At 70.9% G+C, this 17,824-nt stretch carries 18 protein-coding genes; 8 read left to right on the forward strand and 10 right to left on the reverse strand.

Annotated elements, in window-relative coordinates; all coding sequences use genetic code 11:
• The first annotated feature begins 96 nt into the window (after positions 1 to 96).
• Together N801_RS03575 and N801_RS03580 are read left to right on the forward strand one after the other, a co-directional pair.
• Complete coding sequence (locus tag N801_RS03575) at positions 97 to 1,020, forward strand: ABC transporter ATP-binding protein (RefSeq protein ID WP_245618200.1); 924 nt, start codon at positions 97 to 99, stop codon at positions 1,018 to 1,020.
• A complete protein-coding gene (locus N801_RS03580) occupies positions 1,017 to 2,615 on the forward strand; it encodes an ABC transporter permease (RefSeq protein ID WP_052112557.1) in 1,599 nt (532 codons plus the stop codon). Before N801_RS03575 ends, N801_RS03580 begins: the two co-directional genes overlap by 4 nt.
• Here N801_RS03580 and N801_RS03585 read toward each other — a convergent pair.
• Positions 2,608 to 3,687 (reverse strand): mannose-1-phosphate guanylyltransferase, encoded by a 1,080-nt coding sequence (locus tag N801_RS03585; protein ID WP_035932937.1) that lies wholly within the window; start codon positions 3,685 to 3,687, stop codon positions 2,608 to 2,610. The genes N801_RS03580 and N801_RS03585 overlap by 8 nt on opposite strands.
• A 99-nt stretch (positions 3,688 to 3,786) precedes the next feature.
• On the opposite strand from N801_RS03585, the gene manA reads away from it, so the two are divergent.
• A complete protein-coding gene (gene manA, locus N801_RS03590) occupies positions 3,787 to 4,956 on the forward strand; it encodes a mannose-6-phosphate isomerase, class I (protein ID WP_035932940.1) in 1,170 nt (389 codons plus the stop codon).
• A gap of 73 nt (positions 4,957 to 5,029) precedes the next feature.
• On the forward strand, positions 5,030 to 6,205 hold the full coding sequence (locus N801_RS03595) for a glycosyltransferase family 4 protein (RefSeq protein ID WP_035932944.1): 1,176 nt from the start codon (positions 5,030 to 5,032) through the stop codon (positions 6,203 to 6,205).
• A 1-nt stretch (position 6,206) separates the two neighbouring features.
• Here N801_RS03595 and N801_RS03600 read toward each other — a convergent pair whose 3' ends face one another.
• Positions 6,207 to 6,806, reverse strand: a complete 600-nt coding sequence (locus tag N801_RS03600) for a dTDP-4-dehydrorhamnose 3,5-epimerase family protein (RefSeq protein WP_035932947.1) — start codon at positions 6,804 to 6,806, stop codon at positions 6,207 to 6,209.
• Positions 6,806 to 7,684 (reverse strand): glucose-1-phosphate thymidylyltransferase RfbA, encoded by an 879-nt coding sequence (rfbA, locus tag N801_RS03605; RefSeq protein WP_035932951.1) that lies wholly within the window; start codon positions 7,682 to 7,684, stop codon positions 6,806 to 6,808. Before rfbA ends, N801_RS03600 begins: the two co-directional genes overlap by 1 nt.
• 64 nt (positions 7,685 to 7,748) lie before the next feature.
• Between rfbA and rfbB the strand changes: the two genes are divergently transcribed.
• Together rfbB and rfbD are read left to right on the forward strand one after the other, a co-directional pair.
• On the forward strand, positions 7,749 to 8,756 hold the full coding sequence (gene rfbB / locus N801_RS03610) for a dTDP-glucose 4,6-dehydratase (RefSeq protein ID WP_035932953.1): 1,008 nt from the start codon (positions 7,749 to 7,751) through the stop codon (positions 8,754 to 8,756).
• A complete protein-coding gene (gene rfbD, locus N801_RS03615) occupies positions 8,756 to 9,610 on the forward strand; it encodes a dTDP-4-dehydrorhamnose reductase (protein ID WP_035932955.1) in 855 nt (284 codons plus the stop codon). Before rfbB ends, rfbD begins: the two co-directional genes overlap by 1 nt.
• 7 nt (positions 9,611 to 9,617) lie before the next feature.
• Here rfbD and N801_RS03620 read toward each other — a convergent pair whose 3' ends face one another.
• From N801_RS03620 to trpS, 3 genes are read right to left on the reverse strand one after another with little or no spacing between them, the layout of a single operon-like run.
• Positions 9,618 to 10,775, reverse strand: a complete 1,158-nt coding sequence (locus N801_RS03620) for a YihY/virulence factor BrkB family protein (protein ID WP_035932959.1) — start codon at positions 10,773 to 10,775, stop codon at positions 9,618 to 9,620.
• Positions 10,776 to 10,777: 2 nt separating this feature from the next.
• Complete coding sequence (locus N801_RS03625; RefSeq protein ID WP_035932962.1) at positions 10,778 to 11,290, reverse strand: 2'-5' RNA ligase family protein; 513 nt, start codon at positions 11,288 to 11,290, stop codon at positions 10,778 to 10,780.
• Positions 11,291 to 11,300: 10 nt separating this feature from the next.
• Positions 11,301 to 12,332, reverse strand: a complete 1,032-nt coding sequence (gene trpS / locus N801_RS03630) for a tryptophan--tRNA ligase (RefSeq protein ID WP_035932965.1) — start codon at positions 12,330 to 12,332, stop codon at positions 11,301 to 11,303.
• Between the two features lie 32 nt (positions 12,333 to 12,364).
• On the opposite strand from trpS, the gene galK reads away from it, so the two are divergent.
• The gene (galK, locus tag N801_RS03635; RefSeq protein WP_035932968.1) at positions 12,365 to 13,519 is read left to right on the forward strand and encodes a galactokinase; all 1,155 of its coding nucleotides are present in this window, start codon (positions 12,365 to 12,367) and stop codon (positions 13,517 to 13,519) included.
• A gap of 136 nt (positions 13,520 to 13,655) precedes the next feature.
• Here the strand turns inward: galK and N801_RS03640 are convergent, their stop codons facing one another.
• The 3 genes from N801_RS03640 to N801_RS19520 are packed head-to-tail and all read right to left on the reverse strand — an operon-like array spanning position 13,656 to position 15,215.
• Complete coding sequence (locus N801_RS03640; protein WP_035932972.1) at positions 13,656 to 14,471, reverse strand: exodeoxyribonuclease III; 816 nt, start codon at positions 14,469 to 14,471, stop codon at positions 13,656 to 13,658.
• Positions 14,472 to 14,480: 9 nt separating this feature from the next.
• On the reverse strand, positions 14,481 to 14,810 hold the full coding sequence (locus tag N801_RS20025) for an LbetaH domain-containing protein (RefSeq protein WP_169744200.1): 330 nt from the start codon (positions 14,808 to 14,810) through the stop codon (positions 14,481 to 14,483).
• A gap of 42 nt (positions 14,811 to 14,852) precedes the next feature.
• A complete protein-coding gene (locus tag N801_RS19520) occupies positions 14,853 to 15,215 on the reverse strand; it encodes a PglD-related sugar-binding protein (RefSeq protein ID WP_052112558.1) in 363 nt (120 codons plus the stop codon).
• Between the two features lie 102 nt (positions 15,216 to 15,317).
• On the opposite strand from N801_RS19520, the gene N801_RS19525 reads away from it, so the two are divergent.
• The gene (locus tag N801_RS19525) at positions 15,318 to 15,932 is read left to right on the forward strand and encodes an arsenate reductase/protein-tyrosine-phosphatase family protein (protein WP_084108110.1); all 615 of its coding nucleotides are present in this window, start codon (positions 15,318 to 15,320) and stop codon (positions 15,930 to 15,932) included.
• A gap of 390 nt (positions 15,933 to 16,322) precedes the next feature.
• Here the strand turns inward: N801_RS19525 and N801_RS03655 are convergent, their stop codons facing one another.
• The gene (locus N801_RS03655; RefSeq protein ID WP_052112573.1) at positions 16,323 to 17,759 is read right to left on the reverse strand and encodes a tyrosine-protein kinase domain-containing protein; all 1,437 of its coding nucleotides are present in this window, start codon (positions 17,757 to 17,759) and stop codon (positions 16,323 to 16,325) included.
• Positions 17,760 to 17,824: the final 65 nt, after the last annotated feature.

Here is a 17,824-nt window from a genome sequence, read left to right on the forward strand (position 1 = left end):
GGTCCCGCCCCGTGCGCCCCAAGACGTCGCCGCGGCGGGCGCGAGCCCTACTCGGCAGTAGCGGACGAACGCCGTGTACCCGGGAGTAGATTCGGGATCGTGACGGTCATCGAGACCCGCGACCTCCGCAAGACCTTCGGCTCGACGACGGCCCTCGACGGCCTCGACCTCGTCGTCCCCCAGGGCCAGGTCCACGGGTTCCTCGGGCCCAACGGGTCGGGCAAGTCCACGACCGTCCGGATCCTGCTCGGGCTGCTGCGCGCCGACTCCGGTCACGTCCGGCTCTTCGGGCAGGACGCCTGGGCCGACGCGACCGAGCTGCACCGTCGGCTCGCCTACGTCCCGGGTGAGGTGGCCCTGTGGCCCAACCTCACCGGGGGGGAGATCATCGACATCCTCGCCCGCATGCGCGGTGGGCTCGACGAGGCCCGGCGACGAGACCTGCTCGACCGGTTCGACCTCGATCCGAGCAAGAAGTCCCGCACGTACTCCAAGGGCAACAGGCAGAAGGTCGCGGTCGTCGCGGCGTTCGCGTCACGGGCCGAGCTCTTCCTGCTCGACGAGCCGACGTCGGGGCTGGACCCGCTCATGGAGGCGGAGTTCCAGCGCTGCGTCCACGAGGTCAAGGCCGGTGGGGCGACCGTCCTGCTCAGCAGCCACATCCTCGCCGAGGCCGAGGCGCTGAGCGACCGGGTGAGCATCATCAAGCACGGGCGCGTCGTCCAGTCCGGAAGCCTCACCGACCTCCGCCACCTCACCCGGACGACCGTGACCGCGGAGACGGCCGCGCCCGCCACGTCGCTCACCGCGATGAGCGGGGTCCACCAGCCCGAGTTCGACGACGGCCGAGTCACCTTCGACGTGGACTCCGACGACCTCGACGAGGTCATTGCGGCCCTGTCGCGCCTCGGCCTGCGCTCGCTCACCGCCCACCCACCCACGCTGGAGGAGCTCTTCCTGCGCCACTACGGGGAGGAGATCCAGGTCGAGGCCCCGACGCGCGGTGACGGTGCGCGATGAGCGGTGGGCTGACCGGCACCGGCCACCTCGCGCGCCTCATCCTGCGCCGCGACCGGGTGCGTCTGCCCGCCTGGACCCTCGGCCTCGGGGGGCTCATCGCCGCGAGCGCACTCGCCGTGCCCGGCTTCTACGACACCCCGGAGAAGGTCGCCGGCTACGCGGCGACCGTGGGCGCCAGCCCTGTCAGCCTGCTCATGTCCGGGCGTCAGACCGGCATCGAGACCATCGGTGGGATCACCGCCAACGAGATCTCCCAGGTCGCCCAGATCGGCATCTGCCTCATGGTGACCTTCCTCGTCGTCCGCCACACCCGCGCCGAGGAGGAGTCCGGGCGCGCCGAGCTGCTCCGCTCGACGGTCCTCGGTCGGCACGCGGCCGCCGTCGCAGCACTGGGCTACGGCGTCCTCGCCGCCGTCCTCGTCGGCCTGGTCACGACCGGGTCGATGCTCGGCGCCGAGCTCGACGCGAGCGGGAGCATCGTCTACGGAGCTGGTCTGGCGCTGCTCGGGGTCTGCTACTCCGCGATCGCCCTCGTCGCCGCACAGCTGTCGACATCCGCCCGGGGCGCACTCGCCATAGCCGGTGGGGCCGTCACCGTCGGCTACCTCGTGCGCGGCCTGGGGGCCATGCAGGACAACGCCGCCGTCTGGCTCTCACCGTTCGGCTGGGCGCAGGCGATGAACTCCTTCGGCGAGGAGCGCTGGTGGCCGGCAGCCCTCCTCGTCGTCGCGACCGCCGCCCTGCTCGGCGTGGCCGCCCACCTCACGACCCGGCGTGACTTCGCCGGCGGCTTCATCCACCCGCGGCCCGGGCACCCGCGCGCATCGGCCGCCCTGGCCTCGCCGCTGGGCCTGGCGACCCGACTGCTGCGCGGCCGCCTCATCGGGTGGGGCGTCGGGCTCACCCTGCTGGCCATGGTCTACGGCGCGGTGGTGCCGACCGTCCCGGACCTGCTCGAGAGCAACCCCGACATCGCGGACTACATCGGCGCCGGCTCGGACGCCGAGAGCGCGATCGTCGAGGCCTTCCTGCGATACGTCCTGCTCTTCCTCGCCGTCATCGGCACCGGCTACGGCGTGAGCGCCGTGCTGCTCGTGCGCACCGAGGAGGAGTCCAAGCGGGTCGAGCACGTGCTCGCGACCCGGACCTCCCGCACGCAGTGGATGGGTGCCGTCGTGGTCGTCGCCGCCGTGGGTTCCGCGGTCCTCGCCGTGCTCATGGGCGCCGGTCTCGCTGCCGGGTACGTGCTCGGCGGAGGCGGTGCCGACACCGCGCTCGCCACCGTGGGTCACCAGCTGACCTATCTGCCGGCCGTCCTCGTCGTCGTGGGCTTCGCCGCCGCGGTGGTCGGACTGGCACCTCGCTCGCCCCTCCTCGCCTGGGCGCTCGCGCTCGTCTCCGGCCTCCAGGTCCTGCTCGGCCAGACGCTGCGGCTGCCGGACGCCCTCCAGGGGCTCTCACCGTTCTGGCACCTCCCCGGGGTGCCCGGATCCTCGATCGACCCACGCCCGGGGGCAGCCGAGCTCCTCCTCGCCGTAGCCCTGGTCGCGGTCGGGCTGTGGGCCCACCGGCGCCGCGACCTCGAGCTCACGTGAGGTCGGTGCGTCCGAGCGCCTTGAGCTGCTCCACGATGTGCTTGACGTCCTGGGCCCGCTCCCGCGTCGTGACGAGCACGGCGTCCCCCGAGTCGATGACGACGACGTCCTCGAGCCCCACGACGGCGACGGGCCGGCCGCCGCGCGGGGACACCAGCCCGGTCGAGTCGACCGAGTGCACCAGGGACGCGTCGCCGAGCACCCGCGGACCGCTCCCGGGCGCGGGGAGCAGCGCGGCCAGGCTCGAGAAGTCACCGATGTCGTCCCACGCGAAGTCACCGGGCACGACGGCGACCACCCCGATGTCCGCCGCCGGTTCGGCGACGGCGTGGTCGATGGCGATCTTCTCGAGGGTCGGCCACAGCTCGTCGAGCCGGCCGGCGTCGGCCGCGATGGCTCGCAGACCGTCGGCCAGCTCGGGGTGCCACCGGTGCAGCAGGTCGAGCAGGACGCTGGCTCGCACGACGAACATGCCTGCGTTCCAGCGGAACTCGCCGGTGGAGATGTAGGCGGTGGCGCGCCGGGCGTCGGGCTTCTCGACGAACTGGCGCACCCGTCGGGCGGTGGGCGCCCCGGCGATCGCGGACCCCATCTGGATGTAGCCGAAGCCGGTCGACGGATGGGTCGGCTCGATGCCGATCGTCACGACCAGCCCGTCCCGGGCGACGTCGACTGCCTCGGCGACACACCGGTGGAAGGCCTCGGCGTCCGGGATGACGTGGTCGGCGGCGAACGACCCGATGACCGCCTCCGGGTCACGGGCCTCGACGAACGCGGCGGCGAGGCCGATCGCCGCCATCGAGTCGCGCGGTGCCGGCTCGGCCAGGACCTGGCCGTCACCGAGCGAGGGGAGCTGCTCACGCACCGCGGCGGCGTGCGCGGTGCCGGTGACGACGACGACGCGCTCCCCCACGAGCGGCGCGACGCGGTCGAGGGTCTGCTGCAGCAGGCTGCTCCCCGAGCCGGTGAGGTCGTGCAGGAACTTCGGGTGGCCCGCCCGGGACAGCGGCCACAGCCGCGTCCCCGCACCCCCCGCGGGGATGACGGCCCAGAACCCCGGAATCTCTGCCATGGCGTCAGCGTAGTCACGGCAACCCGGCCGCCTGCCCAACCCGCGACGACTAGGCTCCGTGCCGAGTCAACACACGTCGCCCTGGGTAAAGGTCATTGCATGGATCTGTTGGAGCCGGTGCTCTTCACCGACGCCTGGGGATCGCACGTGTCGATCGCGAGCCTCCAGGGCCGGCCCATCCCGAGCGCGGAGCCCGAGTCCGAGCTGTGGATGGGCGCCCACGAGAGCGGCCCCTCCGGCATCACGAGGGACGGCGTGGCCACCACCCTGGCCGAGGTCATCCGCAAGGACCCGGTCGCCGAGCTCGGTGAGCGGTGCGCCGCCGACTTCGAGGGGCGGCTGCCGTTCCTGCTCAAGGTGCTGGCACCGGGCCGGGCGATCTCCATCCAGGCCCACCCCAGCGCTGCTCAGGCCCGTGAGGTGCGCGAGCGTGACGGCGACGCGACCTACGTCGACGACTGGGCCAAGCCCGAGCTGCTCGTCGCGATCGCCCCCTTCACGGTGTTCGTCGGGATGCGCACCCACGACGAGGTGAGCGCGTTGGCGAAGCGGCTCGGCGTCGCGCGGCTCACCTCGCTCGTCGAGGCGGCCGCCCGGGAGCCGCGCCCCGAGCACGCCCTGCTCCGCTCGATCCTCGCGGTGCCCGCCGAGGAGCACGTCGGCTTCGTCCGCGAGCTCGTCGCCGCCTGCGTCCGGGCGTCGGCCAGCCCGGACGACGAGGGCCACCAGTGCGCCGCCATCGCCCACGTCGCCGAGGACCACCCCGACGACATCGGCATCGCCGTCCTCCTGCTCATGTACCACCGGGTGCTCGAGCCGGGCGAGTACGTCGACGTGCCCGCGGGGGTCCTCCACTCCTACGTCAGCGGTCTCGGCATCGAGGTCCTCGCCAACTCCGACAACGTCGTCCGGGCGGGCCTGACCCACAAGCAGGTCGACGTGCCGGAGCTGCTGCGCATCGTCGACCCCGACGAGGACGGCTGCGTCGGCCACGCCGAGCCCGATCCCCGGCTCCCCGCGACGGTGCGCTTCCCCAGCAGGTCCGACCGGTTCGCCCTGCGCCGCCTCAGTGCCCCCGCCGACGTCGTCCTGCCCGGTGACGGCACGCCGCGCATCGTGTTCTGCCTCCACGGCGAGGTCACCCTGACCACCGCGGGGGCGAGCCTCGACCTGGGACCGGTGCGGGCGGCATACCTCTCCGCGCGCGACCAGGAGGTCTCGGTGACGGGCAGCGGCGAGGTCTACCTCGTCACGCTCCCGGGCGTCTGACGTTCACGCACTGCTCACCCGACCCACCAGCGCCCGCCGCCGCGGCGGCACCCGTGCGCGCGACCGTGGGGACGTGCGCATCGCCCTGGTGACGGAGTCGTTCCTGCCGACGCTCAACGGCGTGACGACGAGCGTATGCCGGGTGGCCCAGGGCCTGCGCACGCTCGGCCACGAGGCCCTCATCATCGCGCCGGGGCCGGCCCCGGAGTCGTTCGAGGGGTTCGCCGTGCGCGGACTGCCGTCGTTCTCCGTGCGCCAGTTCCCCACCGGCGTGCCGACGCCGGCGCTGCGTCGGGCCATCGACGACTTCGCCCCCGACGTCGTGCACGCGGCGTCGCCGTTCGTCCTCGGGGCGCGCGCCCTCCAGCTCGCCCACCGCACCGGCACACCGTCCGTCGCGATCTACCAGACCGACGTGCCCGGCTACCTCGCGCAGCACGGACCCGGTCGCCTCGGGACCGGTGCGGCCGAGGCGTCGTGGCACTGGATCCGCCGGATGCACGGCCACGCGGACCTCACCCTCGCGCCCTCCCGCGCGACCCTGGCCGAGCTCCGCGCGCGCGGCGTGCCCCGAACGGACCTCTGGGGGCGCGGTGTCGACACGACCCTGTTCTCGCCGCGCTGGCGCACCGACCCGGACGGTGCCGCCCTGCGCCGGGCACTCGCACCGGGCGGCGAGGTCCTCCTCGGCTACGTCGGTCGGCTCGCGCCCGAGAAGGAGCTGTGGCGGCTCGCCGAGGTGGCGCGCCTGCCGGGGACCCGGCTCGTCATCGTGGGCGACGGGCCCAGCCGCGCCGAGGTGGGCGCCCTGCTCACCGAGGCGGTCGCCACCATGCCGGGTCGCCCCAACCGCTCCCCGCTCTTCCTCGGTCGCCAGAGCGGCGTGTCCCTGGCGCAGGCGTATGCCGCGTTCGACGTGTTCGTGCACACCGGCACCCGCGAGACCTTCGGCCAGACCCTCCAGGAGGCGGCGGCGTCCGGGGTGCCGGTCGTCGCTCCGGCCCGGGGCGGGCCGCTCGACCTCGTCGACCACGGACGCACCGGACTGCTCTTCGACCCGGACCGGCCGGGGTCGCTGCACGACCACGTGGTCGCGCTCGTCGCCGACCGCGACCGGCGTGTGGCGATGGGGGCGGCCGCCGAGGAGGCGGTGCGCGGGCGCTCGTGGGAGTCGCTCACCGAGCAGCTCGTCGGTCACTACGAGGTGGCGCGGGCCGGACGTTCGGAGCGGACGGCGCGAGCGGCCTGACTCAGCCTCGGCGCGAGGCCATGTGCGCCTGCCACGCGGCATACGTCGGCAGGAGACCCATCCGCTCCGCCTCGGCGAGCGACGGAGCGGCCTCGTCCTTGGCGGAGAGCGTCACCGCCAGGTCGGCGGGGAGGTCGAGCCCCACCGCCGGGTCGAGCGGGTGGATGCCGTGCTCACCGGTGGGGTTCCAGGTGGCGGTCACGAGGTACATCGCCGTGGTGTCGTCCTCGAGCGCGTGGAAGGCGTGCCCCAGCCCCTCGCCGATCCAGACCGCGCGCCGGTCCACGGTGTCCAGCAGCACGGAGTCCCACTGCCCGAAGGTGGGCGAGCCGACGCGGACGTCGACCACGTAGTCGACGAGGGATCCGGTGAGCGCGGTGACGTACTTGCCCTGGCCCGGCGGGATGTCCGCGAAGTGGATGCCGCGGACGGTCCCCTTCGAGGACACCGACACGTTGGTCTGGACGATGTCCGGCCGGTGGCCGAGGCGCTCGACCAGCAGGTCGCTGCGGAAGGACTCGAGGAAGCGTCCGCGGTCGTCCGCGATCTGCCGCGGCGTGACGACGTACGCGCCCTCGACCGCGAGTGGCTCGATCTGCATCAGGGGAGCTCCCTGCCGTGCTCGAGGCACGCATGGATGTAGCCGCCGTAGCCACTTTTCACCTGGGCGTCACCGAGGGCGCGGAAGCTTTCGTCGTCGATCCAACCCGCTCGCCAGGCGATCTCCTCGACGCACCCGATCTTCGTGGCCTGCCTGGCCTCGATGAGGTGGACGAACTGGCTCGCGTCCATGAGCCCCTCGAAGGTCCCGGTGTCGAACCACGCGGTGCCGCGCGGCAGCACCGTCACCGCGAGGTCACCGCGCTGCAGGTAGGCGTCGTTGACGCCGGTGATCTCGAGCTCTCCCCGCGCACTGGGTTTGAGATCACGAGCGATCCTCACGACGTCGTTGTCGTAGAAGTAGAGGCCGGGCACGGCGTAGGCCGACCGAGGTTCGGCCGGCTTCTCCTCGATGGAGAGGACGTGGCCGTCGTCGTCGAACTCCACGACGCCGTACTCCGTGGGGTTGACCACGTGGTGGGCGAAGATGTGCCCGCCGCTGACCTGGGCGAGCGTCCGGAGCGATCGCCCGAGCCCGGCACCGTAGAAGATGTTGTCCCCGAGCACCAGCGCCACGGAGTCGGATCCGATGAAGTCGGCGCCGATGACGAAGGCCTGGGCGAGGCCGTCGGGACTGGGCTGGACGGCATACGAGAGCTCGATCCCCCAGTCGCTGCCGTCACCGAGGAGGCGCACGAACTGGTCGCGGTCCTGCGGGGTCGTGATGAGCAGGACCTCGCGGATGCCCGCCATCATCAGCGTGGACAACGGGTAGTAGATCATCGGCTTGTCGTAGATGGGCATGAGCTGCTTGCTGATGCCGCGGGTGATCGGGTGCAGACGCGTGCCCGAGCCCCCCGCGAGAATGATCCCCTTCATGGCAGGAACCCTAGCGACTGCCCGCGTGGGGCCAACGCCTGCCACCGTCGCTAGCCTGAGGCCCGTGCGCACACTAGTCACCGGCGGTGCCGGATTCATTGGGTCCAACTTCGTCCATCTCACCCTTGCGATCCGGCCCGACGTCAAGATCACCGTTCTCGATGCCATGACGTATGCGGGGTCGCGAGGTTCTCTGGCCGAATTGGGGTCTCGTGTCCACGTCGTCGAGGGTGACATCACGGATGCTGCGCTCGTCGACCGGCTCGTCGCCGACGCCGACCTGGTCGTCCACTTCGCGGCCGAGTCGCACAACGACAACTCCCTGACGGACCCGTGGCCGTTCGTGCACACCAACGTCATCGGGACCTACACGCTGCTCGAGGCCGTGCGCCGCCACGGCACCCGGTTCCACCACGTCTCGACCGACGAGGTCTACGGGGATCTCGACCTCGACGACCCCGTCCGGTTCACCGAGGCCACGGCCTACAACCCGTCGAGCCCCTACTCCTCGACGAAGGGCGCCAGCGACCTGCTCGTGCGCGCATGGGTCCGTTCGTTCGGCATCGCCGCGACGATCTCGAATTGCTCCAACAACTACGGTCCACGCCAGCACGTGGAGAAGTTCATCCCGCGCCAGATCACCAACGTCCTCGACGGCATCCGTCCCAAGCTCTACGGCGACGGCCTCAACGTCCGCGACTGGATCCACGTCGACGACCACAACCGGGCCGTCTGGACCATCATCGAGCGGGGGCATGTCGGCGAGACCTACCTCATCGGCGCGGACGGCGAGGTGGACAACAAGACGGTGGTCCGCGACCTCCTCGAGCTCATGGGCAGGGACGCGGACGACTACGACCACGTCACCGACCGGGCCGGGCACGACCGTCGCTACGCCATCGACCCGACCCGCCTGAGGACCGAGCTCGGCTGGGCGCCGGAGTACCCCAGCTTCCGTGAGGGACTCGCCGCAACGATCGAGTGGTACCGCGACAACGAGGACTGGTGGCGCCCGCAGAAGGACGCGACCGAGGCCAAGTACGCCGCCGTCCAGAGCATCGTCCCCCGCTGATGGCGCGCTGGCTCGTCACCGGGGCGGGCGGCATGCTCGCCCACGACCTCCTCCCCCAGCTCGTGGACGCCGGCCATGACGTCACGGGAGTGCGCCACGCCGACCTCGACATCACGGATGGTGCAGCGTGTGACGCCGCGGTGGCCGGCCACGACGTCGTCGTCAACTGCGCCGCGTACACCGCCGTCGACCGGGCCGAGACGGAGGAGGCGCAGGCCTTCGCCGTCAACGCGGTGGGCGCCGCGAACGTCGCGCGTGCCTCACACCGACACGGGGCTCGCCTCGTCCACGTCTCGACCGACTACGTCGTCGCCGGCTCCGGCTCGACCCCGTATGCCGCTGACGCTGCGGTCGCGCCGTTGTCGGCGTACGGGCGGACCAAGGCCGCGGGCGAGTGGGCCGTCCGGGCCGAGTGCCCAGGGTCGTGGATCGTGCGGACGGCCTGGCTGTACGGCGCCGGGGGGAAGAACTTCGCCACGACCATGCAGCGCCTCGCCGCCGAACGCGACACCCTCACCGTCGTCGCCGACCAGGTCGGGCAGCCGACCTGGACCGCCGATCTCGCCGCGGGCATCCTCCGCCTCGTCGAGGCCGGGGCCCCGTTCGGGACGTGGCACGGCACCTCTGCCGGGCAGACCTCGTGGCACGGGTTCGCCCGGGCGGTCCTCGAGGAGCTCGGGCTCGACCCCGAGCGGGTGCAGCCGATCAGCACGACTGACTTCCCGACTCCGGCGCCGCGTCCTGCCTACAGCGTCCTGGCACACGACATGTGGGCCTCGGCGGGCATCGACGCACTCCCCGATTGGCGGGACGCCCTGCACCGAGCCGCCCCGAGCGTCCTGCGGACCACCTGAGCGCTCCTCAGCGCCCGCTGATCACGCGGCGCATCAGCCGCCCGGCCATGCCCAGGCCGGTGGCAGCGGCGGCACCCAGCACCGCGCCCAGGGCGAGGTTGACCCGGTCGTCGGTGCGCCGCGCCGCCGGCGCCACGACCTTCCCCGTGTACGGGCCGGGCTCCGGGGACGCCGGGGACCCCGGGGACCCCGGGGACTCCGGCGCTCGTCCGAGCCACACCGGGTCCGGGACGTCGGGGTCGACGGCCGCCGAGAGCGGCACTTCCGGACCCTCGACGAGCTTGGCGCGCTCCCCCTCGGACAGGTGCTCCGCGGCGTCGGACTCCAGCGAGTTCGCCGACCACGCCGCCGACAGCAGGATGATCCGCGACATGAAGTTGAGCCACACGAGCAGGCCGACGACGAGCGCGATGGACGCGAACAGCGGGTTGTCCGTCGTCCCGGCGATGAGGGTGGTGCCGAGCACCTTGAGCAGGGTGATGCCGATGCCGCCGACGACAGCGCCGCCGACGAGCCCGCGCCACGGCACCTCGACCCCGGACAGCAGACGCAGCATGACGAGCACGACGAACCCGTCGAGGAGCGCGCCGATGACGAGGGCGACCGCACGCAGCAGCCACTGCTGCTCACCGAGTCCGATGGCCTCGGCGACCCACGACGTCAGGGCGCTCGCGACCCCGGTCACGGCGGCGGACACAAGGATCGCGAGCCCGAGCAGGACGAGCACGCCGAGGTCGCGCAGCTTGGCGGTGACGACGTTGCCGGGCGCGCCCTCCGCACCGAAGATCGTGCGCACGCCGTCGCGCAGCGCACCGAGCCAGCCGAGACCGGCGAAGAGCAGGCCGCCGAGACCGACGAGGCCCGTCACCGTCAACGCGCCGCCACCGGGCGCCTCGATCGGGATGAGCCCCTCGTCGCCCTCCTTGACGAAGCCGGGCAGGGTGTCGTTGAGGTAGTCCTTGATCTGGTCGAGCCACTGCTGGTTGTCCTGGAGCAGGACCCCGAAGACCGTGAACGCCAGTGCCACGACCGGGAAGATCGAGAAGAACGCGAAGTACGCGACCCCGCCGGCGAGCAGGTTGCCGCGCGACTCGCCGTAGCGCTTCCACGCCTTCCACAGCCTCGTCCGCTGCAGCCGCGCCCAGAGAGCCTTGACCCTGTCCATGCTCAACCCTTGAGGGCGAAGGTCGACCGGGGTCGCCACACCCCGTCGTCGGTCTGGTGGAACAGCTCGATGGAGCCGACCTCGAAGCTGCACCGGAAGCCGACGAGCTCGTCGAAGGCGGTGTCGAGGTCGGCCTCGCTGAGGTGGTGGGCCACCGTGACGTGGGGGTGGTAGTTGAACTCGAGGTGACGCTCGACCGGTCCGCTGCGCACGTCGCGCTCGAGCAGCTCGCACTGCGAGATCCCCAAGGACACCTGGACGAAGACCACCGGTGACAGCGGGCGGAAGGTGCCGGTCCCCGAGAGCGTCATGCGGAAGGGCGCGTGCGTCGCGGCGACGTCACCGAGGTGGTCCTCGAACGCCTCGAGCGTCCCGTCGCCGATCTCGGTTGGCGGCAGCAGCGTCACGTGCGGAGGGATGAAGCGGGCGAGCGGGTCACCGAAGCGCTCGCGGGCGTCCTGCAGCACCGACCCGTGGGGTTCGGGCACGGTGATGGCCACGCCGTGACTGGGCACGCGGGCGACCCTATCGGGCGGCCGGGAGGAGCCCGACGCGTTCGCGGACCCGCTGCATGGTGGCTCGGGCCACAACCTGCGCCCGGTCGGCCCCGGACGCGAGGATGCGGTCGAGCTCGGCGGGGTCGTCGAGGAGCTCGCGCATCCGCGCCTGGAACGGCATGAGGGCGCCGACCACGACGTCCGCGACCTCCTTCTTGAGGTCGCCGTAGCCGCGACCCGCGAAGGACGACTCGAGATCCTCGACGGACGTCCCGGAGAGCACCGAGTGGATGACGAGGAGGTTGGACACGCCGGGCTTGTGCTCGACGTCGTAGCGGACCTCGGCCTCGGTGTCGGTGACGGCGTAGCGGATGTTCTTGGCGATCCTCGCCGGATCCTCCATGAGGTCGATGAGGCCCTTGGGCGACGAGCCGGTCTTGCTCATCTTGGCGGTCGGGTCCTGGAGGTCCATGATCTTGGCCGAGCCCTTGACGATGTAGGCGTCGGGGACGACGAGGCCCTCACCGAAGCGGGTGTTGAACCGCTCGGCGAGGTCGCGGGTGATCTCCAGGTGCTGGCGCTGGTCCTCGCCGACGGGCACATAGGCCGCGTCGTACATGAGGATGTCGGCCGCCATGAGCATCGGATAGGTGAGCAGGCCGACGCTGGCATTGCCGCCCTTGGACACCTTGTCCTTGAACTGGGTCATTCGCCGGGCCTCGCCGTCGCCGGTGAGGCAGTTCATCACCCACCCCAGCTCGGCGTGCTCGCTGACATGGCTCTGGCAGAACACCGCCGACCGCTCCGGGTCGACGCCGCCGGCGAGGAACTGCGCGGCCGTGACCCGGGTGCGGTGGCGCAGCACCTCCGGGTCGGTCGGCACGGTCAGGGCGTGCAGGTCGGCGACGAAGTAGAAGGCGTCGAACTCGTCCTGCAGCTTCACCCAGTTGACGAGCGCCCCGAGGTAGTTGCCGAGGTGGAGCGAGTCACTGGTGGGCTGCATCCCGGAGAGGATCCGGGGGGCCGCCGAAGCGCGGTCGGGTGCGGGCATGCGCGTCATTGTGTCAGGTGGCCCGCCCTAGACTCACAGGCGTGCCACGCCTCCAGGACGCGTTCATGACTCTGACCGGCCACGCCCCCGACGGGGTCTGGTCGGCACCGGGACGGGTCAACCTCATCGGCGAGCACACCGACTACAACGGTGGCCTCGCGCTGCCCATCGCCCTGCCGCACCGCACCCGGTGCGCCGCCTCCCCCCGTGAGGACGACCTCCTCCGCATCCACTCGCTGCAGGACGACTCGTCCGTCGAGGTGAGGATCGACGACGTGGCGGAGGGGCACCCAGCCGGCTGGACGGCATACGTCGCCGGAGTCGTGTGGGCCCTGCGCAAGGACGGGAATGCCGTCCGCGGCCTCGACGTCGTCGTCGACGGGCAGGTGCCCCTCGGGGCCGGCCTGTCGAGCTCCGCGGCGCTCGAGTGCGCCGTCGCCGCAGCGGCGTCCGACCTCTTCGGCCTCGGCCTGCTCGACTCGTCCGACGGTCGCCGGGTCCTCGCCGCGGCCTGCCAGCGGGCCGAGAACGACATCGCGGGTGCGCCGACCGGTGGCATGGACCAGGCCGCGGCGATGCACTGCACCGAGCGGCACGCCCTCCGGCTCGACTGCCTCGACGGCACCACCGAGCAGGTGCCCTTCGACCTCACCTCGCACGACGTCGTCCTCCTCGTGACCGACACCCGCGCGAGCCACGCCCTGGCCGACGGGCAGTACGGCGCGCGCCGCGAGTCGTGCGAGCAGGCCGCCGAGATCCTCGGCGTGGAGACGCTGCGGGAGGTCGTGGGTCGTCCGCTCGACGAGACGCTGGCGCTGCTGCCCGACGAGGTGCTCCGTCGACGCACCCGCCACGTCGTCACGGAAATCGCTCGCGTCGACGAGGTCGTGTCGTCGCTGCGCGAGGGCGACCTCGCCGCGGTCGGACGGACCTTCGTGGCCTCGCACGAGTCGCTGCGCGACGACTACGAGGTGTCGTGCACCGAGCTCGACCTCGTCGTCGACACGGCGATGGCCCACGGCGCCCTCGGGTCGCGGATGACCGGCGGCGGCTTCGGCGGCTCCGCGATCTCCCTCGTGCCGGCGGCAGACGTCGACCGCGTCACGGCGGCGATCGAGGACGCCTTCGCCGCCGCCCACCTCACACCGCCATCCTCCTTCCCCGTCACCGCCTCCGCCCCCGCCCACCGCGACTGAGCGTGGACCGGTGACGCCAAGCGGACAGGCTGCGGCCGGCGAGGGGCTACGGCGGGCGACTGCACTTGGGTAGCGACTGATTGCGAGTTCCGGTCGCGCGAGGGCAGCGAGCGCGACCGGAACTCGCAATCAGTCGCTACCCACACCCCACCGCGAAGTCGTAGTCGACCGTAAGAGGAGCGTGGTCGCTCCACCGCTCGGCGTATGCCGCCGCCCTCCCGACCTGCGCTCGCGTCGCCACAGCAGCGAGCGCACGGCTCCCCAACTGGTAGTCGATCCGCCAGCCCGCATCGTTGTCGAACGCCTTGCCCCGCCACGACCACCACGTGTACGGCCCGGGTCCCGGACCGTGGAGGGCCCGGTGGACGTCGACGTAGCCGTGGGCCCGCGCCCACAGGTCGAGGTGGGCCTGCTCCTCGGGGAGGAAGCCCGACTTGCCCAGGTTGCCCTTCCAGTTCTTGAGGTCGTCCACGCCGTGGCAGACGTTGAGGTCTCCGGTGAGGACGGCATACGCATCGCGCTCGGCCAGCGCGGCGAGGCGCGAGCCGACCGCGTCGAGGAACCGCATCTTCTCGCCCTGCCGCGGCGTGCCCGCCTCCCCCGTGTGGACGTAGGTGGAGACGACGGTGACCTGTCCGCCCGGGCCGGACACGTCGACCTCGAGCCAGCGACCGGAGTCGGCGAACTCGCTAGGCCCGAGGTCCCTGCTGACGCGCGACGGTTCCCCTCGCGTGAGCACGGCGACTCCCGCGTGGCCCTTGACGCGGCCGGGCGCGCAACTCAGGTGCCAGTCCCGGAGTCCGCTCCGATCGAGGACCTCGCGCACCTGCTCGTCGCTCGCCCGCACCTCCTGCAAAGCGATCACGTCGGCACCTTGGGCGTGGAGCCACTCGAAGCCCCCTCGTCGAGCGGCGGCACTAATACCGTTGACGTTGGCGGAAATGAGGCGCACCCGCGCAGACTAACCAGCTAGTTGATGCACCCTCGCTGGCACCCCATATGCGCTGACGCCCGACGCGACGTCATGTGTGACCACCGAGCCGGCGCCAACAATCGTGCACGAACCGATTGTCAAGCCTTGCAGAACGGTCGCGTTGGCACCGATCGTCGATCCGGCGCCCACCGTGACAGACCCCGACAGGCAGCCTTGCGGGTTAACCCTCGCATAGTCGCCCAAGATCACATCGTGACCTATGGTGGCGTTCTGATCGATCTGTACATGGCGACCGACGGTGATCTGGGTGCTGAGCCGTGCCCCTGCGCAGATGATCGCGCCTTCGTTGAGCAGCACGTCGGGCCCTACCCAGGCCGTCGGGTGGATCAGGGCCGGAAACTACACATCGGGCGCGATGCGTATCAATCGATCCACCAGGGTTTCGCGCACCGACCCGGCGCCGACCCCCACAACCACGCTCAGCCCGTCCCGGGGCCCGGCCAACGCGCTGACCGGCCCGAGGAACGGAACATTGAGGCGTTCGAGACGTTCACGATTGACGGCGCTAAGCAAGTCATCCACGACACCCATCACGCTCACCCGGGCGCCGCGTGCGCCCAACGCTTGGATGAGAGCCACGACCTCTCGCCCGAAACCACCTGCCCCGACGACGACGATGCCCCCGATCGGCCTGACACCCATCTGCTTCTCCTCGGCCCGGCCTTGGTGCGCCTCATCCTCAGCGCCTGCTCCCAGTTTCACCGAATCGACTTCTCCGCGTGGGTCGTTTGCTCGAAACCGAGGAGACACCCCAGATGATGGCGTGCGCGGGAAGTCCCTTCCGCGCCCGGTTAGTGTGTCCGCATGTCATCAGACGAGGGATCCGTCTTGGAATCCGGGCATGTTCTCATTGTCTGCACCGGCAACATCTGCCGATCTCCCTACATCGAACGAGTGCTCGCTCACGAGCTCGCTGGCAAGGGGATCACCGTCTCCAGCGCCGGCACCGGGGCACTCGTCGGAGCACCCGTCGATGTGCAGTCGGCCAGCCGGATCACCGGGGCCGGCGCCGTGGCCGATGAGTTCGCCGCACGCCAGATCACCCGAGACATCGTTGCTGCGGCCGACCTCGTCATCAGCGCGACGCGCGACCACCTCTCGACGGTCGTCCCCCTGTACCCTCGCGCACTGCGCTACTCCTTCGCCCTCCACGATCTGGGCGACCTGCTGACGGACGTCACGGAAGCCGACATCGAGGCAACGGCCGGAGCCAACCGCGTCGCCAAGGTGGCGGCGGCGGCCATCGCCAAGCGCGGTACGGTCAGCCCGCGGCTGGCCGAGGACTCCGGGATCATCGACCCGTTCCAGCGCGATGCACCGGCCTTCGACCAGATGGTCGCGGAGGTCTCCGAGTCCCTGCCTGCCGTCGTGTCGGCGCTTAGGGGCGCCACAGCCTCACAGGTCGACCGTGGTCTGTGACGGGAGCAGAGCCCCTTGTTGCACTACCGGTGTCACGGGGCCACTGCGCGGCTGAGCGAGTCACGCCACGCTGGTGATGACCCCTCTGAGAGATGCGGAGCTTTGCGGCCCGGGACGTGCTGATCGGCATGGGGCGGAACGACCGACCGTCACGTGCCGACGGAGTGCGGGTTCCGTGGGCCGATGTCAGAAAGCACCTTCAGGGAGGCTACGCCGAGATTGACGGGCTTGACAGCGCCACCCTCTGTGCATCGTCGATGAGGGCGGGCGGCGGATGCACGACAATGACGGCGCCTCGCCCGCGGCGCGGTCTGTAATGGATCACCATTTGCGTTGCGCCATCTGCAATCGCGCCCGGTCTATCATCGAGCGCCTTGACGGACTGGGGGCTCAACTCCCAACGAGGTCGCGCCGAGGGCGCGTCGCGTCATCTTCGTTCTTGCGTCGTCGACCCGTCTTGGTCCGTCGGCTGGACACAGCACCCTCGGGTCGGTACTCGTAGCGGTAGTCGTAGTAGGCGCCGCGGTTCTGGCGCGGCACGCGGTTGAGCACCACGCCGAGCACAACCCCGTTCACCGTCTGGAACGTCTCGAGGGCATGCTCGAACTGATCCTTGGTGACGACACCGCTCCCGGCCACGACGATGGCGCCGTCGGTCAGCCTGGTGAGGACCGTCGAGTCGGTCACGGGGAGGACCGGGGCCCCGTCGATGAGCACGAAGTCAAAGCGGCGACGCAGCTCGTCGAGGACGTCACGCATCGCCGTCGACCCGAGTAGCTCGCTTGGGTTGGGCGGGGTCGCACCGGCACCGAGGACCGTGAGCGAGTGCGCGCCGAACGGCTGCAGCACGTCGTCGAGCTCGTAGCGACCGATGAGGACGTCGGTGAGGCCCACCGAGCCCTCAAGGCCGAGGTAGGCGAGCAGCCGCGGGCGCCGGAGGTCTCCTTCGACAACACACACGTTCGCACCGGATTCAGCCATGGCCAGGGCCAGGTTGGCTGTTGTCGTCGACTTCCCCTCGCCAGCGATAGACGAGGTGACGACGATGACTCGGGGGTGCTCCGTGGCGTCCACGAACTGAAGGTTGGTACGCAGGCTGCGGAACGCCTCGGCGCGGCCGGCGTGGGGGTCGGCCTGGATGATCAGGGGATGCTTGGACGCGTCGTCGTCGTAGGGGATCCCGCCGAGGACGACAGCGTTGGTCATACCCTCGACGTCCTCTTTGGTCCGCAACTTGGTGTCGAGGAGATGCTTGACGACGGCCGCGCCGAAGCCGGCGAGGATGCCCAGCACGAGACCGAGTGCGAGGTTGCGCGGCGGGTGAGGACTCACTGGCGCCGTTGCGACCATCGGCGCGCTTACAAGGGTCACCTTGACGGGGCTGTCGGCGTCGGGGGAGACCCGCTCGAGATCAGCGATGACAGTGGGGAAGACCTCGGCGATGGCCTGGGCAACATCCCGCGCTTGGGTTGGACTCGGGTCTGTGACCGACACGTCGATGACCACCGAATCCGGGGGCGTCGTTGCAGTGATCTTGCGCGCCAGCTCGGTCGGCGAATCGCTGACACCGGACTTCGCAATGACGGGGTCCAGAAGTTTAGGAGTGAGCAGGAGAAGGCTGTAGGACTTGACTCGCTGCTGGGTGAACGCCCCGCCCTGGGCAAGCTGGCTGCTGCTGGCCGAGTCCGCCGTGGAGACGAAGAACTGCGTGTTCGAGGTGTATTTCGGGGTCGCGAGGAGGGTCATGATGGCCGAGGCTGCCAAGACTCCCAAGGCGACCGCCATGAGGGTCCGCCAACGACGTCTCACGATCTGGACGTAGGCCACGAGATCCAAGAGCGTTCCTAACGTCGTCAATGCCGGGTCGTTCCGGCCGCGGTAACCCTATCGGC

The sequence above is a fragment of the Knoellia aerolata DSM 18566 genome (assembly GCF_000768695.1).
Lineage (GTDB): Bacteria > Actinomycetota > Actinomycetes > Actinomycetales > Dermatophilaceae > Knoellia > Knoellia aerolata.

Bases quoted from the DNA above. Each gene is read 5' to 3' on its own strand.
- N801_RS03580 (WP_052112557.1), top strand. From the start codon at position 1,017: ATGAGCGGTGGGCTGACCGGCACCGGCCACCTCGCGCGCCTCATCCTG.
- N801_RS03585 (WP_035932937.1), bottom strand. From the start codon at position 3,687: ATGGCAGAGATTCCGGGGTTCTGGGCCGTCATCCCCGCGGGGGGTGCG.
- manA (WP_035932940.1), top strand. From the start codon at position 3,787: ATGGATCTGTTGGAGCCGGTGCTCTTCACCGACGCCTGGGGATCGCAC.
- N801_RS03600 (WP_035932947.1), bottom strand. From the start codon at position 6,806: ATGCAGATCGAGCCACTCGCGGTCGAGGGCGCGTACGTCGTCACGCCG.
- rfbA (WP_035932951.1), bottom strand. From the start codon at position 7,684: ATGAAGGGGATCATTCTCGCGGGGGGCTCGGGCACGCGTCTGCACCCG.
- rfbD (WP_035932955.1), top strand. From the start codon at position 8,756: ATGGCGCGCTGGCTCGTCACCGGGGCGGGCGGCATGCTCGCCCACGAC.
- N801_RS03620 (WP_035932959.1), bottom strand. From the start codon at position 10,775: ATGGACAGGGTCAAGGCTCTCTGGGCGCGGCTGCAGCGGACGAGGCTG.
- trpS (WP_035932965.1), bottom strand. From the start codon at position 12,332: ATGACGCGCATGCCCGCACCCGACCGCGCTTCGGCGGCCCCCCGGATC.
- N801_RS19525 (WP_084108110.1), top strand. From the start codon at position 15,318: ATGTCATCAGACGAGGGATCCGTCTTGGAATCCGGGCATGTTCTCATT.